This window comes from Nocardia noduli (assembly GCF_019038455.1).
Lineage (GTDB): Bacteria > Actinomycetota > Actinomycetes > Mycobacteriales > Mycobacteriaceae > Nocardia > Nocardia noduli.
This window is the reverse complement of sequence record NZ_JAFMPL010000073.1, coordinates 21,366-39,992: the sequence shown is the minus strand read 5'-3', so window position 1 is coordinate 39,992 and position 18,627 is coordinate 21,366. Positions and strand designations below refer to the sequence as shown.

14 protein-coding genes are annotated in these 18,627 nt (G+C 68.8%); 8 read left to right on the top strand and 6 right to left on the bottom strand.

Annotation, left to right across the window (positions count from 1 at the left end; all coding sequences use genetic code 11):
* Together JZ792_RS28980 and JZ792_RS28975 are read left to right on the top strand one after the other, a co-directional pair.
* A partial coding sequence (locus JZ792_RS28980) for a transglycosylase SLT domain-containing protein (RefSeq protein ID WP_216915385.1) occupies nucleotides 1–349 on the top strand: 349 nt, incomplete at its 5' end.
* Between the two features lie 70 nt (nucleotides 350–419).
* Entirely contained in the window at nucleotides 420–749 is a 330-nt protein-coding gene (locus tag JZ792_RS28975) for a hypothetical protein (RefSeq protein WP_216915383.1), read from the top strand.
* Here JZ792_RS28975 and JZ792_RS28970 read toward each other — a convergent pair whose 3' ends face one another.
* Complete coding sequence (locus tag JZ792_RS28970) at nucleotides 750–1,223, bottom strand: MarR family winged helix-turn-helix transcriptional regulator (protein WP_216915381.1); 474 nt, start codon at nucleotides 1,221–1,223, stop codon at nucleotides 750–752.
* Between the two features lie 84 nt (nucleotides 1,224–1,307).
* On the opposite strand from JZ792_RS28970, the gene JZ792_RS28965 reads away from it, so the two are divergent.
* Nucleotides 1,308–2,285, top strand: coding sequence for a pirin family protein (locus tag JZ792_RS28965; RefSeq protein ID WP_216915379.1), 978 nt, complete (start codon nucleotides 1,308–1,310; stop codon nucleotides 2,283–2,285).
* A 132-nt stretch (nucleotides 2,286–2,417) separates the two neighbouring features.
* Complete coding sequence (locus tag JZ792_RS28960) at nucleotides 2,418–2,711, top strand: excalibur calcium-binding domain-containing protein (protein ID WP_109523936.1); 294 nt, start codon at nucleotides 2,418–2,420, stop codon at nucleotides 2,709–2,711.
* Between the two features lie 98 nt (nucleotides 2,712–2,809).
* Here JZ792_RS28960 and JZ792_RS28955 read toward each other — a convergent pair whose 3' ends face one another.
* Nucleotides 2,810–3,031 (bottom strand): DUF3618 domain-containing protein, encoded by a 222-nt coding sequence (locus tag JZ792_RS28955; RefSeq protein ID WP_216915377.1) that lies wholly within the window; start codon nucleotides 3,029–3,031, stop codon nucleotides 2,810–2,812.
* A 137-nt stretch (nucleotides 3,032–3,168) separates the two neighbouring features.
* Between JZ792_RS28955 and bcp the strand changes: the two genes are divergently transcribed.
* A complete protein-coding gene (bcp, locus tag JZ792_RS28950) occupies nucleotides 3,169–3,642 on the top strand; it encodes a thioredoxin-dependent thiol peroxidase (protein ID WP_216915375.1) in 474 nt (157 codons plus the stop codon).
* A gap of 7 nt (nucleotides 3,643–3,649) precedes the next feature.
* On the opposite strand, the gene JZ792_RS28945 is transcribed toward bcp, so the two are convergent.
* Nucleotides 3,650–4,372 (bottom strand): TetR/AcrR family transcriptional regulator, encoded by a 723-nt coding sequence (locus JZ792_RS28945; RefSeq protein WP_216915373.1) that lies wholly within the window; start codon nucleotides 4,370–4,372, stop codon nucleotides 3,650–3,652.
* 173 nt (nucleotides 4,373–4,545) lie between these two features.
* Here JZ792_RS28945 and JZ792_RS28940 point away from each other — a divergent pair, with 173 nt between their 5' ends.
* Together JZ792_RS28940 and JZ792_RS28935 are read left to right on the top strand one after the other, a co-directional pair.
* Nucleotides 4,546–5,505, top strand: a complete 960-nt coding sequence (locus JZ792_RS28940) for an ATP-binding cassette domain-containing protein (protein WP_216915371.1) — start codon at nucleotides 4,546–4,548, stop codon at nucleotides 5,503–5,505.
* A gap of 26 nt (nucleotides 5,506–5,531) precedes the next feature.
* Entirely contained in the window at nucleotides 5,532–6,320 is a 789-nt protein-coding gene (locus JZ792_RS28935) for an ABC transporter permease (RefSeq protein ID WP_216915369.1), read from the top strand.
* 58 nt (nucleotides 6,321–6,378) lie between these two features.
* Here JZ792_RS28935 and JZ792_RS28930 read toward each other — a convergent pair whose 3' ends face one another.
* The gene (locus tag JZ792_RS28930; RefSeq protein ID WP_216915367.1) at nucleotides 6,379–7,656 is read right to left on the bottom strand and encodes a DUF7159 family protein; all 1,278 of its coding nucleotides are present in this window, start codon (nucleotides 7,654–7,656) and stop codon (nucleotides 6,379–6,381) included.
* A 319-nt stretch (nucleotides 7,657–7,975) separates the two neighbouring features.
* Here JZ792_RS28930 and JZ792_RS28925 point away from each other — a divergent pair, with 319 nt between their 5' ends.
* Nucleotides 7,976–8,596, top strand: a complete 621-nt coding sequence (locus tag JZ792_RS28925; RefSeq protein ID WP_232839577.1) for a TetR/AcrR family transcriptional regulator — start codon at nucleotides 7,976–7,978, stop codon at nucleotides 8,594–8,596.
* A 72-nt stretch (nucleotides 8,597–8,668) separates the two neighbouring features.
* On the opposite strand, the gene acpS is transcribed toward JZ792_RS28925, so the two are convergent.
* Both acpS and JZ792_RS28915 read right to left on the bottom strand, forming a co-directional pair.
* Entirely contained in the window at nucleotides 8,669–9,106 is a 438-nt protein-coding gene (gene acpS / locus JZ792_RS28920; RefSeq protein WP_109523943.1) for a holo-ACP synthase AcpS, read from the bottom strand.
* 11 nt (nucleotides 9,107–9,117) lie between these two features.
* Nucleotides 9,118–18,477 (bottom strand): type I polyketide synthase, encoded by a 9,360-nt coding sequence (locus JZ792_RS28915; protein WP_216915365.1) that lies wholly within the window; start codon nucleotides 18,475–18,477, stop codon nucleotides 9,118–9,120.
* Between the last annotated feature and the right edge of the window lie 150 nt (nucleotides 18,478–18,627).

Below are 18,627 nucleotides of genomic sequence, written 5' to 3'. Positions count from 1 at the left end.
GATGCCCGCCCCCGCGCCGCCGGTCTACGAGAACAATCTCGACGGCTGGATCCACCAGGCCCTCGACATCATGGCCGCCAACGGAATCCCCGGCACCTACGAGGGCATCCACCGCAACATCATGCGCGAGTCCACCGGTGACCCCCAGGCGATCAACCTGTGGGATTCCAACGCCGCCATGGGCATCCCGTCCAAGGGCCTGCTCCAGGTGATCGACCCCACCTTCGCCACCTACCACGTCGAGGGCACCCCGTTCGACGTCTGGAACCCGGTCTCCAACATCGTGGCCGCCTGCAACTACGCGGCGCACCGCTACGGCACGATGGACAACGTCGACTCGGCGTACTGAGTCACACGCGTTCTCGGGTAGCCCCCGGCCTCCGATCGAGAGATCGAAGGCCGGGGGCTACCGGCGTACGATGCTCGACGTGGCCGATTACGCGCATACCGACGCGTCGGTCAGCCGCCGCGCCGAGAAGGCGCGCCGATTGGCCGCCTATCTCTGGGACCGCGACATCAGCGGCGCGGAACTGCTCGACCTGCCCGCGACCGTCCGGCGCAAGGTGGCGCGGGCGGCCGACACCAATCCGCCGAGTACCGACGAGACCTGGACGGTCGTCGCCCGGCTGCTGGACGAGAAACAGGCGTGGTCGGTGCGTAACCCCGGTCACCCCGCGGGGAGCCGGGCACACGCCGAGGAGAAGATCCTGTGGGTGAAACCGCCGGTCAAGCCCTGGTCGACGGGCTGATCACGGGCAGGGCACGTCCAGCGGCGCCGACCGCTCGGCCACCGGCACCACCCGGTCTGCGAGCGAGCGGATCGCCGCGGCCTCGTCTGAGCTCATCGGTTCGATGAACAGTGCCCGCACCAGTTCGACGTGATTCGGCGCCGCCCGCTCGATGGCGGCGCGACCCTGCGGCGTCAGCCGGACCAGGATGCCCCTGGCATCGTCAGCGGCAGGCGTGCGGTCGACGAGACCGCGAGATGCCATGCGCGCCAAGTGTTTCGACAACCTGCTCTTCTCCCAGCACACCTCGGCGGCCAATTCCTTGGCGCGCAGGCTGTCGTCGGGTGCGGCCGAGAGCGCGACCAGCAGTTCGTAGTCGGCGGCGGACAGTCCGTCGCGCGCGAGGCCTGCCGCGATGGCCGCGTCCATCCGCTGCCGCAGGCGCACATAGGCCTGCCAGGTCTGCTGCTCGTCATCGCTCAACCACTGCACCACGGGAATTATCCTAGCCCTGCGTTAGTTGACATGGACACCAACCGCCGCAATAGCCTCGCCTCGATAATCTCCCGGAGGTGCCCAATGCCCGCCATCACCGTCGACGACATCATGATCCTGCCCCGCCTGCCCAGGCCGGACCGGACCGCGCCGGAACGTCCGGTCGACAAGATCGTCACCGCGCACAAGCAGCTGGAGGGTGCGGGATTCGAGGTGCGCAGGCCGTTCCCGAGCCTTGATCTGCGTTCGGCGGATCCGTTCATCCTGCTCGACCAGATGGGGCCGGTGGCCTACGAGCCGCACCAGGCCAAGGGCGCGCCGTGGCATCCGCATCGCGGCTTCGAGACCGTCACCTACATGCTCGACGGCGCCATGGTCCACCACGACTCGCACGGCGGTGGCGGCACCATCAGCGAGGGCGACACCCAGTGGATGACCGCGGGGTCGGGCATCCTGCACGACGAGGTGCCACCGGAGGAACTGGTCGCGACCGGCGGCTGGTTCCACGGCATCCAGCTCTGGGTGAATCTGCCCCGCGCGCTCAAGATGGCGCCGCCGCGCTATCAGGATCTGGACGCCTCGAAGCTGACCCTGGTCAGTTCGCACGACGGCGGCGCGCTGCTGCGCGTCATCGCGGGTGAGATCGGCGGATTCAGCGGCCCCGGTTCGACTTACACGCCCATCGCCTACGCGCACGCGTCGATCAGTCCCGGCGGACAGCTGGAAATGCCATGGCCGCAACACTTTACAGCAATGGCATACGTTTTATCCGGCAGCGGAACAGTGGGTTCACAGCGCCATCCCCTCACCGAAGGACAGCTCACCGTGTTCGGGCCCGGGTCCACTATCACCCTCTCGGCTGATTCCGAGCAACACAATGTGACCGGAGACCTCGAAGTCCTGCTGCTCGGCGGACAGCCCATTCGTGAGCCGGTCATCCAGTACGGGCCGTTCGTGATGAACACCAAGGCCGAGATCATCCAGGCCATGGAGGACTACCAGGCGGGGCGTATGGGCAACATTCCAGCAGAGCACGTGCGCGGCACCGTGATCGGCGAATAGCGGGATTGCGCGGTATCCCCTAATGCCCTAATTCATAGTCCGCGCGGTTGACAACTGACCTGAGCGTCACGAAGGTGGATGCGGCGTCGCCCCCTCGGCGCAACATCCACCGCACCAGACACTGAGGAATACATGAACGTTCGCCGGCTCACCGTCAGCGCCGCCGCCGCGGGCCTGACCCTCCTGGCGGCCCCGGCCGCCATCGCCGCACCCACCGGTTCGGCAGGGACGGGTTCATCCGCCATCGATACCGGCTCGGCCGCAACCGGTTCGGCCGGTCTGTCGCAGACCGGTTCCACCGGAGGCGCCTTCAACAACTGCGAGGACGCCAAGGCCGCCGGTCGCGCCCCCCTGTTCCGCGGGGAACCGGGCTACGGACCGCACCTGGATCCCGACGGTGACGGATTCGCCTGCCCGACGGTCTGACCACCGCAGAAGACAGAACACCCGGTGTGGCCCTCCTGGCCACACCGGGTGTTTTTTCGTATGCCTCGGGTCGACCGACCCGAATCGACCGTCTCCGGTCAGCGGAAGATCTTGAGCAGAACCAGGCCGACGACGACGGCACCGGCGCCGATCAGGCTGTACTTCACCTTCGGCTCGTTCAGCTTCGCCAGCACCATGTGCTTGGTGTCGCCCGCGATCCGCTGCGGGTCGGCGCGCACCGCGAGTTCGTCGAGGGTGCTCGCGAGCCGGGTGCGGGCCTCCTCGATATCGCGCTCGATCCGGTCGGTATCCCTAGCCACGTCAATGTCCTCCTGTCGAATTCGGCGCCACCGGGCGCGGACCAGGCGCGAAGTGCAGGCCGTCCGCGAGTCACCAGGGCTCGCGGACGAGTGTATCCGCACGCCCGGTGTCGGTATGTTCGGTTACCGTGCAGGGCGTGACCGACAACCAACGACTCTCCGCGGGCGATACCGCCCCCGCGTTCACGCTGGCCGACGCCGACGGCAAAGAGGTCTCGCTCGCCGACTACCGCGGCCGCAAGGTGATCGTGTACTTCTACCCCGCCGCGAGCACGCCCGGCTGCACCAAACAGGCCTGCGATTTCCGCGACAATCTCACCGACCTCGGTGGCGCGGGCATCGACGTCATCGGGATCTCCCCCGACAAGCCCGCCAAACTGGCCAAGTTCCGCGACGCCGAACAGCTCACCTTCCCGCTGCTGTCGGATCCGGACAAGAGCGTGCTCACCGAGTGGGGCGCGTTCGGCGAGAAGACCATGTACGGCAAGAAGGTCACCGGAGTCATCCGGTCCACCTTCCTGGTCGACGAGCAGGGCCGGATCGAGGTCGCCCAGTACAACGTGCGCGCCACCGGCCACGTCGCCAAGCTGCGCCGCGACCTGTCGGTCTGATCCCGCGCTAGAGCCCTCGGACGAAACTCTCGTAGCCGTCGAGCAGGCGGGCCAAACCGAATTCGAAATCGGCTCTGTTCCAGTCGATGTCGTCGTCGAAACTGTTCGAGGACAGTGCCGCGACCACGTTGGGGTAACGCCGCGGATCGATCAGCTGCTGCATTACCTCGGCGTAGTCGTCCTCGCCGCCGGTATCGACCGTCAGGCCGCGCGCCAGGCGCATCCGGCCCATCACGAAGAACGACAGATTCATCACCAGTTGCATCCGCACCGGGACCGGTATCTCGGTGGCGGCCAGCGCGCGCAGACCGGTCTCCAGCCACTGCATATTGTTCGGTCCCATGGGCGGGCCGATGAGCGGGATGTCGAGCCACCACGGATGCCGCTCGATCGCGGCGTATTCCGCCATCGCCCATTGCCACAGTGCCTCGCGCCACGGCGTGTCGGGGGCGATCGTCGGCGGTGTGCCGACCACCCGGTCCAGTAGCAGGTCCACCAGCGTCTGCTTGCTGTCCACGTAGCGGTACAGCGACATCGCCGTGAACCCCAGTTGCGTGGCGACCCGGTTCATCGACAGCGCCTGATAGCCCTCGGCGTCGGCCACCTCGACCGCGGCGTCGAGGATCTGATCGAGCGTCAGGCCGCGTTTGGGCCCGCGCCCGCCGGGCACGTCCAGCCCCCACAACAGCGCGATGGCTTTCGGGATCGCCGCTTCCTCGGACGTCGCCATCGACTTCCGGCTCCTCTCCGCCACGTGGGGCTCCGGGCGCCGAACGGGCCCGGCGTCGATCCCCATTCTGGCCCGTACCGCCGGCCCTTCTCGTCCCGGTCCACCACTTGCGCCCGATAACTGTTTACTCTATAAACAGAGTTTATTACATAAACAGTTATCGAGGAGACTCCATGACATCCCGATCCCGGCCCGCGCTCACCACGCGGGACCTCACGAAGACCTTCGGCGAGCACACGGTGCTGGCCGGAATCGACCTGTCCGTGGCCGCGGGAACCGTCTTCGCGCTACTCGGCCCCAACGGCGCGGGAAAGACCACGCTGATCCGCATCCTGGCCACGCTCAGCAAGCCCGACACCGGTGACGTGCGCGTCCTCGGCCACGACCTGATCCACGAACCCGCGGCCGTACGCCGCAGAATCGGCGTCACCGGGCAGTACTCGGCGGTCGACAATGTGCTGACCGGCGCCGAGAACCTCAGGCTCACCGGCAGACTGCTGCATCTGGAACGCGCGCGGATCGCCGAACGCACCGCCGAACTGCTGAACAGATTCGAGCTCATCGACGCCGCCGACCGGCGCGCCGAAACCTATTCCGGCGGTATGCGCCGTCGCCTCGATCTGGCGATGAGCCTGATGGGCGGACCCGACCTGATCTTCCTGGACGAACCGACCACCGGCCTCGACCCGCGCAGCCGCCGCGAACTGTGGCAGGTCATCCAACGTCTCACCGCCGACGGCGTCACCGTCTTCCTCACCACCCAATACCTCGAGGAAGCGGATCAACTGGCCGATCGTGTCGCGGTGCTCGACCACGGCGTGGTCGTCGCCGAAGGCACACCGGAGCAACTCAAACAGCGCGCCCCCGGCGGCCATATCCAGCTGCGATTCGGCGACGTGGGACAACTCGAGGCCGGTATCCGCGCCGTGGGGGACCGGGCGGGCGCCGCCGATCACGATCAGCTGACCCTGCAGGTGCCCTCCGACGGCAACGCCGGTGACGTGAAACGCCTTCTCGACCGGTTCGAGGAACTCGACGTCACCGTCGAACGGCTCACCGTCCACATTCCCGACCTCGACGATGTCTTCTTCGCGTTGACCGGTCACCCCACCCATCCCGCTCCGGTCTCCTGACCGCGCCCACCGAACGAGACGACACCATGACCACACTGTCCCCCGCCCAGCGCACCCTGCGGGCCGCCAAGGATTCGGGCACCATGCTCGACCGCAATCTGCGCCACACCCTGCGCAGCCCCGACACCATGATCATGACCATCGCGCTTCCGGTGCTGATCCTGCTGCTGTTCGTCTACGTCTTCGGCGGCGCGATGGACGTCGGCCCCGGACCGTACATCGACTACGTGGTGCCGGGAATCATCCTGCTGTGCGCGGGGTTCGGCGCGGGAACCACCGCGGCGAGTATTTCCACCGACGTGAAGGACGGCATCATCGACCGGTTCCGAACGATGGATATCGCGCGTTCGGCGGTACTCACCGGGCACGTCGCCGAAAGTCTGATCCGGAATCTGATCACCACCAGCCTGGTGATGGTGGTGGCGGTGGCGCTCGGCTTCCGTCCGACTTCCGATCCGCTGCGCTGGGCGGGCGCGCTCGCGGTGATCGCGATGTTCGTGCTCGCGCTGTCCTGGGTCGCCGCCGCGCTCGGTCTGCTGGCGAAGAATCCGGAGGCGGCCAACGGCTTCTCCTTCGCGTTCACCTTCATTCCCTACGTGAGCAGCGCGTTCGTGCCGCCGGAATCGATGCCGACCTGGCTGCACCGGTTCGCCGAGAACCAGCCGGTGACACCGGTGATCGAAACGGTGCGCGGATTGCTGATGGGCACGCCGATCGGCGACAGCGCGCTGTTGGCGGTCGCGTGGTGCGCGGGGATCGCGTTGGCGGGCTATCTCGCGGCCGGAGCGCTGTTCACGCGACGCACCACCGACTGAGGCCACGCGCACGAGAAAGGTCCGGCACCGAGGGGGCCGGACCTTTCGACGTTCGTGCTCAGGCAGCCGTGAATTGCTGGGCGGCCCAGGTCATCAACTGGCGGAAGTGGTTGTCCCACCACTGCTGGGATTCCACGGTGAACGCGGGCGGGGGCGGCGCTTCGCCCGGGAAGAGCATGAAATCGCTGGGCGCCGCGAATTCGGTCGAGGCCTCGGGCACGCCGCTACCCGGCGCCGCGGGCACGGCGGCGGTCTCCGGCTCGTGCTCCGATTCCGCCGGATCCAGTGGCAGCGTGTACGTCCCCGGCCACTCGGGCATCACCTTCGACCGCGACGATCCGGTGTCGGTGGTGTTGTACATCCTGGGTTCGCCCACCCGCGACGCCGTTCCCGCGGCGGGCGTGCGGCCCGCGTCGGATCCGGGATGCACCGGCGATACCGGCGAATCTGCCGACGTGGCCGGACCGTTCACCGAGCCGTCGGTCCGCCCGTGCGAATCGACGACGGCGCTCATATCGGCGGCCACCGGTGATGCCGTCTCCGACAGCGCGTTCACGGCGTAGATCCCGCCCGCGGTCACTCCGCCGACCAGCACGCTGGCCGCCGCGAACAGCGCGGCGGTTCCGCGCCCGTAGCGGCCCTGCTCCACGGCCACGGCGACGCCTTCGGTATCGGCGGCCATAACGGTCAGCGCGGCGCCCACAGCGGGCGCGGACGCGGCGAAGGTGCACGGCAGCACCGGCGCTCCGAACCGCTCCAGGGCGGCGCGCACCGGAACGACCTCCGCACCCGAGCCGATCAACACGACCGCGTCGGGGCGAACACCGGCCGCCTCCAGTTGATCCCACGCCGCGGTCACCGCGGCGCCGAGGGATTCGCGGGTGGCGCCGCCCGCCTGACTGGTCGCGGCGAGGACCCGGCTGCGGGCCCGATCGACCAGGGTGAACGACTGATGTCCCGGCACCACCTCGCAGATGAGCAGGTGGTCGAATTCCTTGAGCCACGTCATCATCGCGGCGACGCTCAGGTGCGCCGATTTCGTCGACACCAGCGAGGTGGACTGCCAGGGACCGGTCGCCAGCCTGGTGACGATGGCACGGCGCTCGGCGGGATCGCGGTAGACCACCGCGGTGCCACCGATCTCCTGATCGGGACCGATTTCGGCGGCGACCTCGTCCATCGCGGCCTCGACCGCGGCCGCCACGTCCGCCTTGGTGTCACCGAATGTCCGTTCCACCCGGTGCGCCAGCACCCGCTCGGGCAGTCGGTCGTCGGAATCGGCGAGCGCTACCGCGTGCACGGCGCCGCGTTCGGTGGAGACGCCGAGTGTAACCACAGATCGAGCTACCACAGATATGCCTTCCCGGTGCGACTCACGGACCCGCCGTCCGCGTCTTCTGGCAATCTTTCTGATCGTCTTCTGCCATCTCCCGAGCGTTCGATGCGTTCGAATCCACGCACGCTCGTTATAGGTTCGGAACCACATCGGTTCCGGATGGGTCATGAAATGTGACAGAACCGAACACGCGAATCCACTGCGCGTGTCGCGTACCCGTCGGTACCGCTAGCCTGAGTGGGTGGATGTACACACGGAGGCCAGGGCAAAGCGGCACCTGGACCCCGCGTTGGAGCTGCAGGACGACCCGCAGGAGCTCATGCCGCGGCGCCGCCCGACGCAGGAACGAAGCAAACGCAAGTTCGACGCCTTGTTGCAGTCATCCAGAGAGTTGCTGGTAGAGGTCGGATTCGAATCGTTCACCTGTGAAGAGGTGGCGGCACGCGCCGAGGTACCGATCGGCACCCTGTACCAGTTCTTCGCGAACAAATACGTCATCGTCTGCGAGCTCAATCGCCAAGACCTGGTGGCGGTTTCCCAGGAACTGGCCGATTTCCACGGCGAAGTCCCCTCGCTGGACTGGCTGCGGCACATGAACCAGTTCGTGGACCACCTCGCCAATCTGTGGCTGACCGATCCGTCCCGGCGCGAGGTCTGGCTGGCGATGCAGTCGACCCCGTCCACCCGGGCCACCGGCGCGATCCACGAGAAGGAGTTCGCCGAGGTCGTCTCGCAGATGCTGCGCCCGCTGACCCCGCGAACCCCGCGCCCGCGCCGCACCATGATGGCCGAAGTACTCGTGCACGTCGTCTACTCGATGCTGAATTTCTCCGTTCAGGACGAGCAGAGCAATGCCGAAGCGGTCTCCGAACTCAAACGCCTGATGGTGGCGTACCTGTTGGTGGCCGAGAAGGAATCCCGCAGCGCCAGCGAACGCTGACGGCGCACGCCGACGACGACGAAAGGGCGGACCGGATGATCCGGTCCGCCCTGAGTCTTTCCGCCACGCGTGCTAGGTGAGCCCCGCACGCCCTTCGATCAGATCGGCCAGCTCGCCCGGATCCTCCAGCACCACCATGGCCGCGGCCGTATCGCCGTCATGGGTCAGCGACAGGTGAACCCTGACCCGGGGCAGGAATTCGGCGGCCAGGCCGTGCAGCTTGATGCTCGGCCTGCCCCACGCGTCGTTGACCACTTCGATCAGCGGATACGGGTTGTCCCCGATCTGCGGGCTGCGGGCGAAGCGAGACGACGCCCACGCCTTGATCACCGCCTCCTTGGCCGCCCAGCGCGCAGCGTAACTGCGCGCCGGGTCGGTGCCCTTGCTCTGGCAGTACCGCCGTTCACCGGCGGTGAAACTCTCCCTGAGCATGGTGGTTCCGGCACGTTCGAGCTGTTCGGAGAACTCGGAGATAGTCACCAAGTCCAAACCGATACCGAGGATCGTCACGAACGCGCAGCCTACGACGCGGCGGGCCCGACGGGGGCCGAACCGTCGACAGCGGGTTGACCTGTGTTGCAACCGAAGCCGTTCGCCCGGTACGTGCCGTCCGCGGCGAGGCGGGCCTCGGCCGAGAGCAACATATCCGCTTCGAGCTGGCGAACCTTGGCCGCGGGCGTGCCCTCACCGCCGAGGCGGCGATCCGCGGGACGCTCGTACAGCGGTGTGCCGCCGCACATGGCCTCGGCGAAACGCTGCCGTCCGGCGAGCTGACGCTGCTCGGCCCGGCGCTGGTACTCCTCGCGCCGTCCCGGCTCGATCGCCGCGACGAACGCCTGCGGATGTACCACCGCGAGCAGTCCGGAGACATGCCCGAAGCCGAGCGAGGTCACCAGACCCGCCTTCAGCCCGAACTTGTCGCCGAAGCGCAGCGGTTCACGTGCCCACACCAGATGCGGGTATTCCCGCATCTTCTCGTCCACGCAGTCCAGACTCCGGTTCGGCGGCACCACACCCTGTTCCAGCACCTGGCACAGGCCGATGAGCTGGAACGCGGCCGCGCCGCCCTTCGCGTGTCCGGTCAGGCTCTTCTGCGAGACGACGAACAGCGGAGCGCCTTCGGTGCGTCCGATGGCCGCCGCGAGCCGCTCGTGCAGTTCGGACTCGTTGGGATCGTTGGCCGCGGTGGAGGTGTCGTGCTTGGAGATCACCGCGATATCGTCCGCGCCCACACCGAGTTTGCGCAGGTCGGCGGCGAAGCGGGATTCCCGTCCGCCACGACCCGCACCGAGCGCGCCGAGTCCGGGCGCCGGAATGGAGGTGTGCACGCCGTCCGCGAAGGACTGCGCGTAGGCCACCACACCGAGCACGGGCAGGCCGAGTTCGAGCGCGACGTCACCGCGGGCGAGCAGAACCGTACCGCCACCCTGCGATTCCACGAATCCGCCGCGACGACGGTCGTTGGCGCGGGAGAAGTACCTGTCACTGATGCCCTTGGCACTCATGACCGCCGAATCCGCGGTGGCCGACATATCGCCGAAGCCGACGATGCCCTCGATACCGAGATCGTCGAAACCGCCTGCGACCACGACCTCGGCCTTACCGAGCCTGATCTTGTCGACGCCTTCCTCGACCGATACCGCCGCCGTGGCGCAGGCCGCGACCGGATGCACCATCGCGCCGTAGCTGCCGACGTAGGACTGCACCACGTGCGCGAGCGCCACGTTCGGCAGCGCCTCCTGCAGGATGTCGTTCGGGCGCGGCTCGCCGAGCAGGTTGTCGACGTAGAGCGAGCGCATCGAGGACATGCCGCCCATGCCGGTGCCCTGGGTGTTGGCGACCAGACTCGGATGCACCCAGCTCATCAGTTCGGCCGGGCTGAACCCGGAGCTGACGAACGCGTCCACCGTGCAGGCGATGTTCCACAGCGCGACCCGGTCCACCGAGGACGCCATATCGGCGGAGATTCCCCAGATGGTCGGATCCCAGCCGGTGGGGATCTGCCCGCCGACGGTGCGCGAGAGCTTCGCCTTGCGCGGCACCCGGATCTCGGTGCCCGCCTTGCGTGTCACGGTCCAGTCGCCGGAATCGGCGACCGGGGTGATGACGGTGTGCTCGGGATCGGCGGCGTGGAAGGCGCGGGCCTCGGCCTCGCCACCCACCGTGAACGACAGGTCCTGATCGAGGAAGACCGAGGTCATCAGCGGCGCGGCGTTGTCGACCATGGCGCCGTCGTCGCCGTAGCGGCGCACGCCACAACGGGCGACCACGGTGTCGTGATAGCGCTCGGCCAGTTCCGATTCCGGCACGAAATCACCGGATTCGACGTCGTACCAACCCGGCTTGGGATCCTGCTCCCAGGTGACGAGGCCGGTGGTCCAGGCCAGCTCCAGCACGCCTGCGGCGGACAGCTCGTCGGAGACCTCGACCTCGAAGCGGGTGCGCGAGGACCCGTACGGGCCGAGTTCGCCCGCGCCGACGATGACGACCATATCGGCGAGATCGGCGGTCACCTCGCCCCATTCGGGGACGGGAAGCGCCGAACTGAGGGTCGGCGGCGCGGGCAGCGCCGAGATGGTCACGGCACCCGTCTCGTCGGTCTCCTCCGCCGCGGCGGCTTCCTCGGCGGCCTGTTTGGCCAGTTCGGGAAGGTTGAGCTTGACCCGGGCGAGACCGCCGGTCAGGTCGATCTGCTGCGGACCGGTGGTGGTCACCTGGCGGGCACGCGAGGTGCACCACTTGAGCAGTTCGTCGGCCATCTCGAGGGTGGACCAGGTGTGCACACCGGCCTTCTCCACCACCGAGACCACGGGATCGTTGTGGCCCATCAGCCCGGTGCCGCGCACCCAGCCGATCAGCGCGTGCACCAGGGTCACCCGCGCGGACCACGACTTCTCCACCCGCGAGCGGGCGACGAGGGCGTCGAGCGCGGCCTTGGACTCGCCGTACGCGCCGTCACCGCCGAACATGCCGCGGTTCGGTGAACCGGGCAGCACCACGTGCAGTTTCGCGTCGACATCGTGGTCGGCGCCGATCGCGGACAGGCCGCCGATCAGCCGCTCGACCGACCAGAGCAGCACCTTCATCTCGATTTCGGCGCGGGGGCCCGCGTCGGAGAGATCGCCCGCGACCCGCGGCGCCGCGAACGGCAGCAGCAGCGACGGCGTCATCGCGTCCTTGATCTTGACCTTCGCGCCGCCCGCGTTGTCGACCTGCTCGTTGCCGACCCAGTCGATCAACGCGTCGATGTCCTGGTAGGAGGCCATATTCGCGGGCACGACCCACAGCGCGGCACCCTGGCGGGCGTTCTCGCGGTAGAGCGTGCGGTAGAAGGCGAGACGTTCGTCGTTCAGGCTCGAGGTCGTGACGATCACGGTCGCGCCGCCGCCGAGCAGACGGCCGGTGGCCGCCGCCGCGATGGAACCCTTGCTCGCGCCGGTGATCACCGCGATATCGGAGGACCACACGCCGGGCTCGTCGGTCTGCGCGGCCGCTTCGGCGATGCGTCCGTAGACACCCGCCAGCACCGAACGGGCCTCGTGCTTGGCCCGCTCGCGCCACCAACCCGCCTGTGCGGCAACCGCTTCGCCCGCGCCGACGAAACCGTCGATCGCCACGTCGTCGGTATCGGTGGCCAGCCACAGCCTGGCCAGATCCTCGCGGGCGGTGGCCCAGCGATCGTCGATGAGAACGGCCTTGCGTGCGTCGAACGCGGGCGCGACCAGTCGCGGCCAGTCCGAACCCAATTCGGCCGAGACCAGATCGACCAGCGATTCGTCGGCGGCCTCGACCGCCGAGAGCTGTTCGTTCAGGCCGAGTTCGCTCAGGATCACCCTGGCCGCCTTGGCGAGCACGCCGTCGCGTCCGGTGATCTGCTCGGTGAACTCACCCAGCGCCGCCGCGTCGACGGTGCCGCCACCGCCGCCACCGGTCGCGGGCAGCGAGACCGCCACACCGCGCCTGGCCGCGACCGACTGCACCGCGGCGTCGATGGCCGCGTCGACAGAAGCGCCGTCACCCAGCGCGCCGCCGACGAGTCCGCCGAGATCGCCGCCGCGCACGCTGGCGCCTTCGCGGGTGCCGAGGGAGACCTCGGCGGTGACGTGGTTGGCCCAGCCGTCGCCGAGTTCCCAGACCTTCTTCACGCGTTCGGCGATGGCCGCGGGCCTGCGCCCGGACGGGCCGAACACCTTGCGCAGGTGGTCGCCGATCGAATCGGAGAGTACCGAGCCGAAGGGCTTGTAGGTACGTGCCAGCCGTTCCACGGTGGCCGAGAGCGCGCCCATGTCGGCGTCGGCGGCACCGTCGATGGCACCGAGCGACAGCTCCGCGCCGAGGTCGACGAGCAGCTGGTTACGCCGGGAGGAGACGCCGTCGCACAGACCTTCGATGGTGTCCACCGGACCGATCTGGTCCATCCGCAGCTTGGTCCACAGCGCGATGAGCACGCGGGTGGCGTCGGCGGCGGTGAAGGCGATGTCGTCCGGGCGGGGTCCGCCGGAACTCGCGACCGGGGCCGCGGGCGCCGCGGCGACCGGTGCGGCGGCGGGAGTAGCCGCTGCGACTGTCTCAGCGGCCTCCTCCGGCTCGTCGGCCGGGGCCGGATCGGTATCGGTCGAGTAGACGATGCCCGCCTCGCGCTCGATATTGAGCACCTCGACGGTGGCGGTGCCGAAGCTCGGGAGCTTCAGGGTCTGGCTCGCCAGGTTCGCCACGGTCGGCGTCGCGCCGAGACCGATCTCGACGAACCGCTCGACCCCGAGCCCGCCGTGCGCGGTATCGGTGAACAGCAGATCCTGGGTCTCGATCCAGCGCACCGGGCTGGCGAACTGCCACGCGAGCAGTTCGATCAGCACCACGCGGCACAGTTCGGTCGGGCGCTGCGCCCAGCTGTCGAAGTCGGCGAGCACGGCGGCCAGCGGCTCCGACGGGACCAGATCCGCGATCTCCTGGACGAAGGCGCGCTCCAGCGAGAACGGCCTCGGCACCAGGTTCGGGATGTAGCGACCGAGCAGGACCTCCGGGTGCAGATCCGCCGGAAGCAGCTGCTCGAGCTTGTGCCGGAACTCGGGAACGCCCTTGCGCAGCACGGTCGAGTGGAAGGGCACGTCGATGCCGGGAACCAGGATGAAGGCCCGCTTGCCACCGAATTCGGCACGGCGACGGTCGATCTCGGTCTCGAGCGCCTCGAGACCCGCGACCGTGCCCGCGATCGCGTACTGCGAACCGCGCAGGTTGAGGTTCACGACCTCGAGGAATTCGCCGACCCGCTCGCCGACACCGGTGATGAAGTCGATGACCTCGTCGTCGGGCAGTCCGATCTGCGACGGCCGGATGGCGGCCATCCGGTAGTCGCTGCGGCCCTTGGAGTCACGCGGCACCAGCTCGTGCATGGCCGAACCACGCTGGAAGACCACCTCGAGGACGGCCTCGAGCGGCAATACGCCCGCCACCGCCGCGAGGGCGTTGTACTCGCCGACCGAATGTCCGGCCAGCATGGCGCCTTCGACGAAGGCTCCGGCCTCGCGCAGTTCGGCGACCTGGGCGACACCGAGGGTCGCCATCGCGACCTGGGTGAACTGGGTCAGGTGCAGCACGCCGTCGGGATGACGGTGTTCGACGCCGCGCGCCTTGAGGTAGGTCGGGTTGTCGCGCACCACGGCGAGGATCGAGAAGCCGAGCGCCTCGCGGGTGTGCTTGTCGGCGCGCTCCCAGACCTCCTTGGCCGCCTTCGACCGGGTGCGGGCGTCCAGACCCATCCCCTTGCGCTGGATGCCCTGGCCGGGGAAGGCGTAGACGGTCTTCGGGGCGGCGGTGCGACCGGTCGCGGTCATCACCAGGTCGCCGCCGGTGCGGCAGGAGACCTCGACGATCTCGCTGCCCGCGTCCACCGCGACGCGCTCGACGCGCACGTCGATCTGCGCGCCCGGACGGACCATGCCGAGGAACCGGGTGGTCCACGCCGTGACGGTGCGCGCGGGAACCGAGCTCTCCGGATCGACGGCCGACACCGCGTGCTGGGCGGCGGCCGACAGCCACATGCCGTGCACGATCGGGCTGCCGAGTCCGGCCAGCTTCGCGGCGGATTCACTGGTGTGGATCGGGTTGTGATCACCCGAGACCGCGGCGAAGGCGTGCATGGCGCGCGGGGCGACCATGGTGACGTCACGACGCCTGCGACGCGGGGTGTCGGTCGCGGAGTCGGAGACGGTGCCCGCCGCACGCGGCGGATCGGAGAGTTCTCCCGCGCCGTTGCGGCCACGAATGGCGAAACGCTCGGTCAGCGTGGCGACGGTCGGCATGGACAGCCCGGTCTCGGGCTTGTCCAGCATGCCGGTGATCTTCACCGTCACCTCGACGACGCGACCCATATCGGTGTCGACGGTCTCGCCCGCCGTCGCGCGCACCACGAGAACGCTGGTCTCGGAGGGCAGTTCGCCGTCGAGTTCGATCCGGTGATCGAGGTGGACCAGGTCGAGCATGCCTTCGATGACACTCGCGCCGTCGGCCGTGCGGGTAGCGCCCAGCACCGCGAAGACGGCGGGCCAGCACGCGCCGACCAGCACATCGGGCACGGTCCGGCCGAGCGTGCTCAGCGAGGACGGCAGACCCGAACCGGTGACGCCCGCGTGGTCGGCGATCAGATCCGGGGTCCACGCGACATTGAGGTGGGCGACGCCGCCCTTGACCTCGGGCAGCGCCTGCCCCGCCGCGACGGCGAGCAGCGCGGACATGGCGGTTTCGGCGTCGGCCTCGGTGATGACGGGCGCGCCACCGTTGTAGAGGGAGGCGGGGACGGTGATCCGGATCCGCACGGCATCGCGGCCGAGCAGCGGAACACTCAATTCGACGTAGGAGTTCTCGGCGTCGGCACCGGTGATCTCCACCAGCGTCGCACCGGTGCGCGGGTGCACCGCGCCCTTGCTGTCCACGGTCCACTCGGCCGGAGCGCCGAGGCGGTGGACCGGGTTGATGGTGGTGCGTCCCGACCATTCGACATCGGGCGCGGCCAGCACCACGTCGACCGGGCCGCTGGTCACCCCGGCGGCGCGACGGGCGTCGACCTGGCCGGGGACCACACCGGAACGCACCAGCGAGTACGCGGTGTCCTGTTCGAAGCGGTCGAGCAGTTCGCCGACCGGTTCGTCGACGCGGGTGATGCCCGCGACCGCGACGGTGCCGGGGATGACGCACACCTGATCGGCCGAGTAGCGCGGGTCGTGTGCCTGCCACAGCGAATCCGAACGCCACCAGCGACGCACGTCGCCGTCGACGACGGGCACGAAGTTGACCGGCTTGCCCGGGATCTTGCACAGGGTGACGAAGAACGGCACATCCGCCGGATGCAGCAGGGTCCGCTCGGCCGTCGGGTACTGCTCCTTCAGCGCGCAGATCGCGTCGACCGGACGCTCGAAGGCGTCGTCGGCGGCGAACAGCGTGGGAATCTCACCGCGATCGGCCGGGTTGAGCCGGGATTCGGTGCGCCGGATCATCTCCGCGAACCGGTCGCGCCAGGTGATGTCGAGCCACACCGAGCGGGTGGCGTCGATGATGGCGTCGCCGATATCGCTGCCGCAGTCGAAATCCTTGCGGCGGTCCAGGCCGACGGCCAGTTCGACGTAGCGCTCGAGCCATTCCAGGTAGGTCATGGTGGCCACGTCGCCGAAATACGGCTTGGCGGTGGCGTTCAGCGCCGCGATGATCTCCTCGCGGCGTTCGGCGACCGCGTCGGAATCGCCCGCGACCTCGTCCAGCAGGCGGCCGGTGCGCGAGGCGGCGTTGTCGATCTCGTGGATGTCGGCGCCCAGTTGGCTACGGCCCGAGGCCATTCCGCCGTTCGCGGTGCCCGCGCCGACCCAATCCGGGGTGCCGGGGGTATCGACGAGCAGCTGCTTGACCTCGGGGGCCGTCGTGGCTTCGAGGGTCGCCATGGCCGCGGTGCCGACCAGCACGCCGTCGAGCGGCATCACCGGGTAGCCGTGCGCGTCCGACCAGGCGCCGGTCAGGTATTCGGTCGCGCGTTCCGGCGTTCCGATGCCGCCGCCGACGCAGATGACCACGTTGGCGCGTTTACGCAGTTCCGCGTAGGTCTCGAGCAACAGGTCGTCGAGGTCTTCCCAGGAATGGTGACCGCCGGCCTTACCACCCTCGATATGCATGATCACCGGGTAATCGGGGACCTCGTCCGCGATGCGGAGCACCGCGCGGATCTGCGCGACCGTGCCCGGCTTGAACGCGACGTGCGAGATGCCGACCTCGGTGAGTTCCTGGATCAGCGCGACGGCCTCTTCCAGTTCCGGGATACCCGCGGTGACGATGACGCCGTCGAACGGCGCGCCCGCACTGCGCGCCTTCTGCACCAGGCGCTTACCACCGAGCTGGAGTTTCCACAGGTAGGGGTCGAGGAACAGCGAGTTGAACTGCACCGCGCGTCCGGGATGCAGCAGCGTCTTCAGCTCGGCCACGCGGTCGGCGAAGATCTGCTCGGTCACCTGACCGCCACCCGCGAGTTCCGCCCAGTGCCCGGCGTTCGCCGCGGCCGCGACGATCTTCGCGTCGACGGTGGTCGGGGTCATACCCGCGAGCAGGATCGGCGAGCGACCCGTGAGCTTGGTGAAGGAGGTCTCGACGACGATCCGACCGTTCGGCAGGCGCACCGGGCGCGGCGCGTACGCCGACCACGCGGGGGCGACCTCGGGCGCGGCGCCCGGGGTCAGCAGGCTGCGCTGTCCCGCGCGGGTGGCCGCCGCGACGATGCCGACACCGGTCCCCTTCAGCGAACTGCCGGTGACCCGGCTCAGCAGATCACCCGGGCCGAGATCCAGAATCCATTCCGCGCCCGCGGCGACGACCTCGTCCACGGTGCCGACCCAGTCGACCGGATCGACGAGGATCTCCTCGGCCAGCCTCGCGGCCAGCTCCTGGTCGATCCCGCACTGCCCGGCCCAGCCGGTCACCACATCCACCGTCTCGGCCAGTGCCGGGTGGTGGAAGGCGACGTCGACCAGCAGGTCCTCGAAGATGGGGGCGAACACCGCGCCGCCGAACTGCTTGGCCTCGCGGGCCTTGGTCTGTTCGTCGTGGATCTCGGTGCAGCGCTGACGAACCCGGTCCAGCTGGGCCGGGGTGCCCGACAGCACGACGCGCCTGCGTCCGTTGCGGATCGAGATCACCGCGGCGGCGTTCGGATCGACACCGGCCGACACCTCGGCGAGCACCTCGCGCAGCCGTTCGGGGTCGACATTGGACACCGCGACCATCGAGGAGCGTTCGCCCACCGGCATCAGCCCGCGCCGCCGTGCGATCAGGCTGCCCGCCGCGCCGACCAACTGCGCGATGGCGAGCAGTTCCGCGTCGCGGGCGCCGCCGGTTTCCACCGCCGCCGCGGCCAGCCGTCCCTGAGAATGACCGACGACGGCCACCGGGGCGTTTTCGGCCGGATCGAGTCCCTGCAACCGCAGCGCGCGCAACGCGGCGAGCTGCGCCAGCAGCACACCGGGCATCGAGACCGCGGCACTGCGCAGCACGGCCTCCGACGGCGCGCCCGAGGTCTCACCCTGATCGGCGTCGACGAGCTCTTCCTCGAGCATCCACGCGATCGGGTCGAACCCGACGGGACGCACGACCAGCAGTTGCCGCGCGACGGGTTCCAGCATCGCGGCGGCCTCATTGACCAGGTCGGTCAGCTCCGGCTCCAGCGCGCTGTCACGCCCGATCTCTTCCAATTCGCCGAGCCATTGGGCGCCCTGTCCTCCGAACGCGAGCGCGTACGGCGCTCCGTCCAGCAGACGATCCAACAGCGGCGCCCGCACCCCATCCCGCTGGGGGGTCGCCTTCGCGCTCGGTCCGGTCCCGGTCTCGGTGCTCTCGTTGATCGTCAAGACGCTTCGACTTCCTTCTCCTGGCAACACACCCCTGTCCGGTGCGTCGCTCCCTCCGGTTCGCACTACTCCGCAACCTCTAGGCCTGTTATGGGCGAGGATTCCACAGAATCATGAGGAAATCCTCACGTTTCTCCCCGACCCCCACTC

Coding starts and splice junctions, on each gene's coding strand:
- JZ792_RS28960 (WP_109523936.1), top strand. CDS start 2,418: ATGAACGTTCGCCGGCTCACCGTCAGCGCCGCCGCCGCGGGCCTGACC.
- JZ792_RS28975 (WP_216915383.1), top strand. CDS start 420: ATGCTCGACGTGGCCGATTACGCGCATACCGACGCGTCGGTCAGCCGC.
- JZ792_RS28940 (WP_216915371.1), top strand. CDS start 4,546: ATGACATCCCGATCCCGGCCCGCGCTCACCACGCGGGACCTCACGAAG.
- JZ792_RS28965 (WP_216915379.1), top strand. CDS start 1,308: ATGCCCGCCATCACCGTCGACGACATCATGATCCTGCCCCGCCTGCCC.
- JZ792_RS28945 (WP_216915373.1), bottom strand. CDS start 4,372: ATGGCGACGTCCGAGGAAGCGGCGATCCCGAAAGCCATCGCGCTGTTG.
- JZ792_RS28935 (WP_216915369.1), top strand. CDS start 5,532: ATGACCACACTGTCCCCCGCCCAGCGCACCCTGCGGGCCGCCAAGGAT.
- JZ792_RS28925 (WP_232839577.1), top strand. CDS start 7,976: ATGCCGCGGCGCCGCCCGACGCAGGAACGAAGCAAACGCAAGTTCGAC.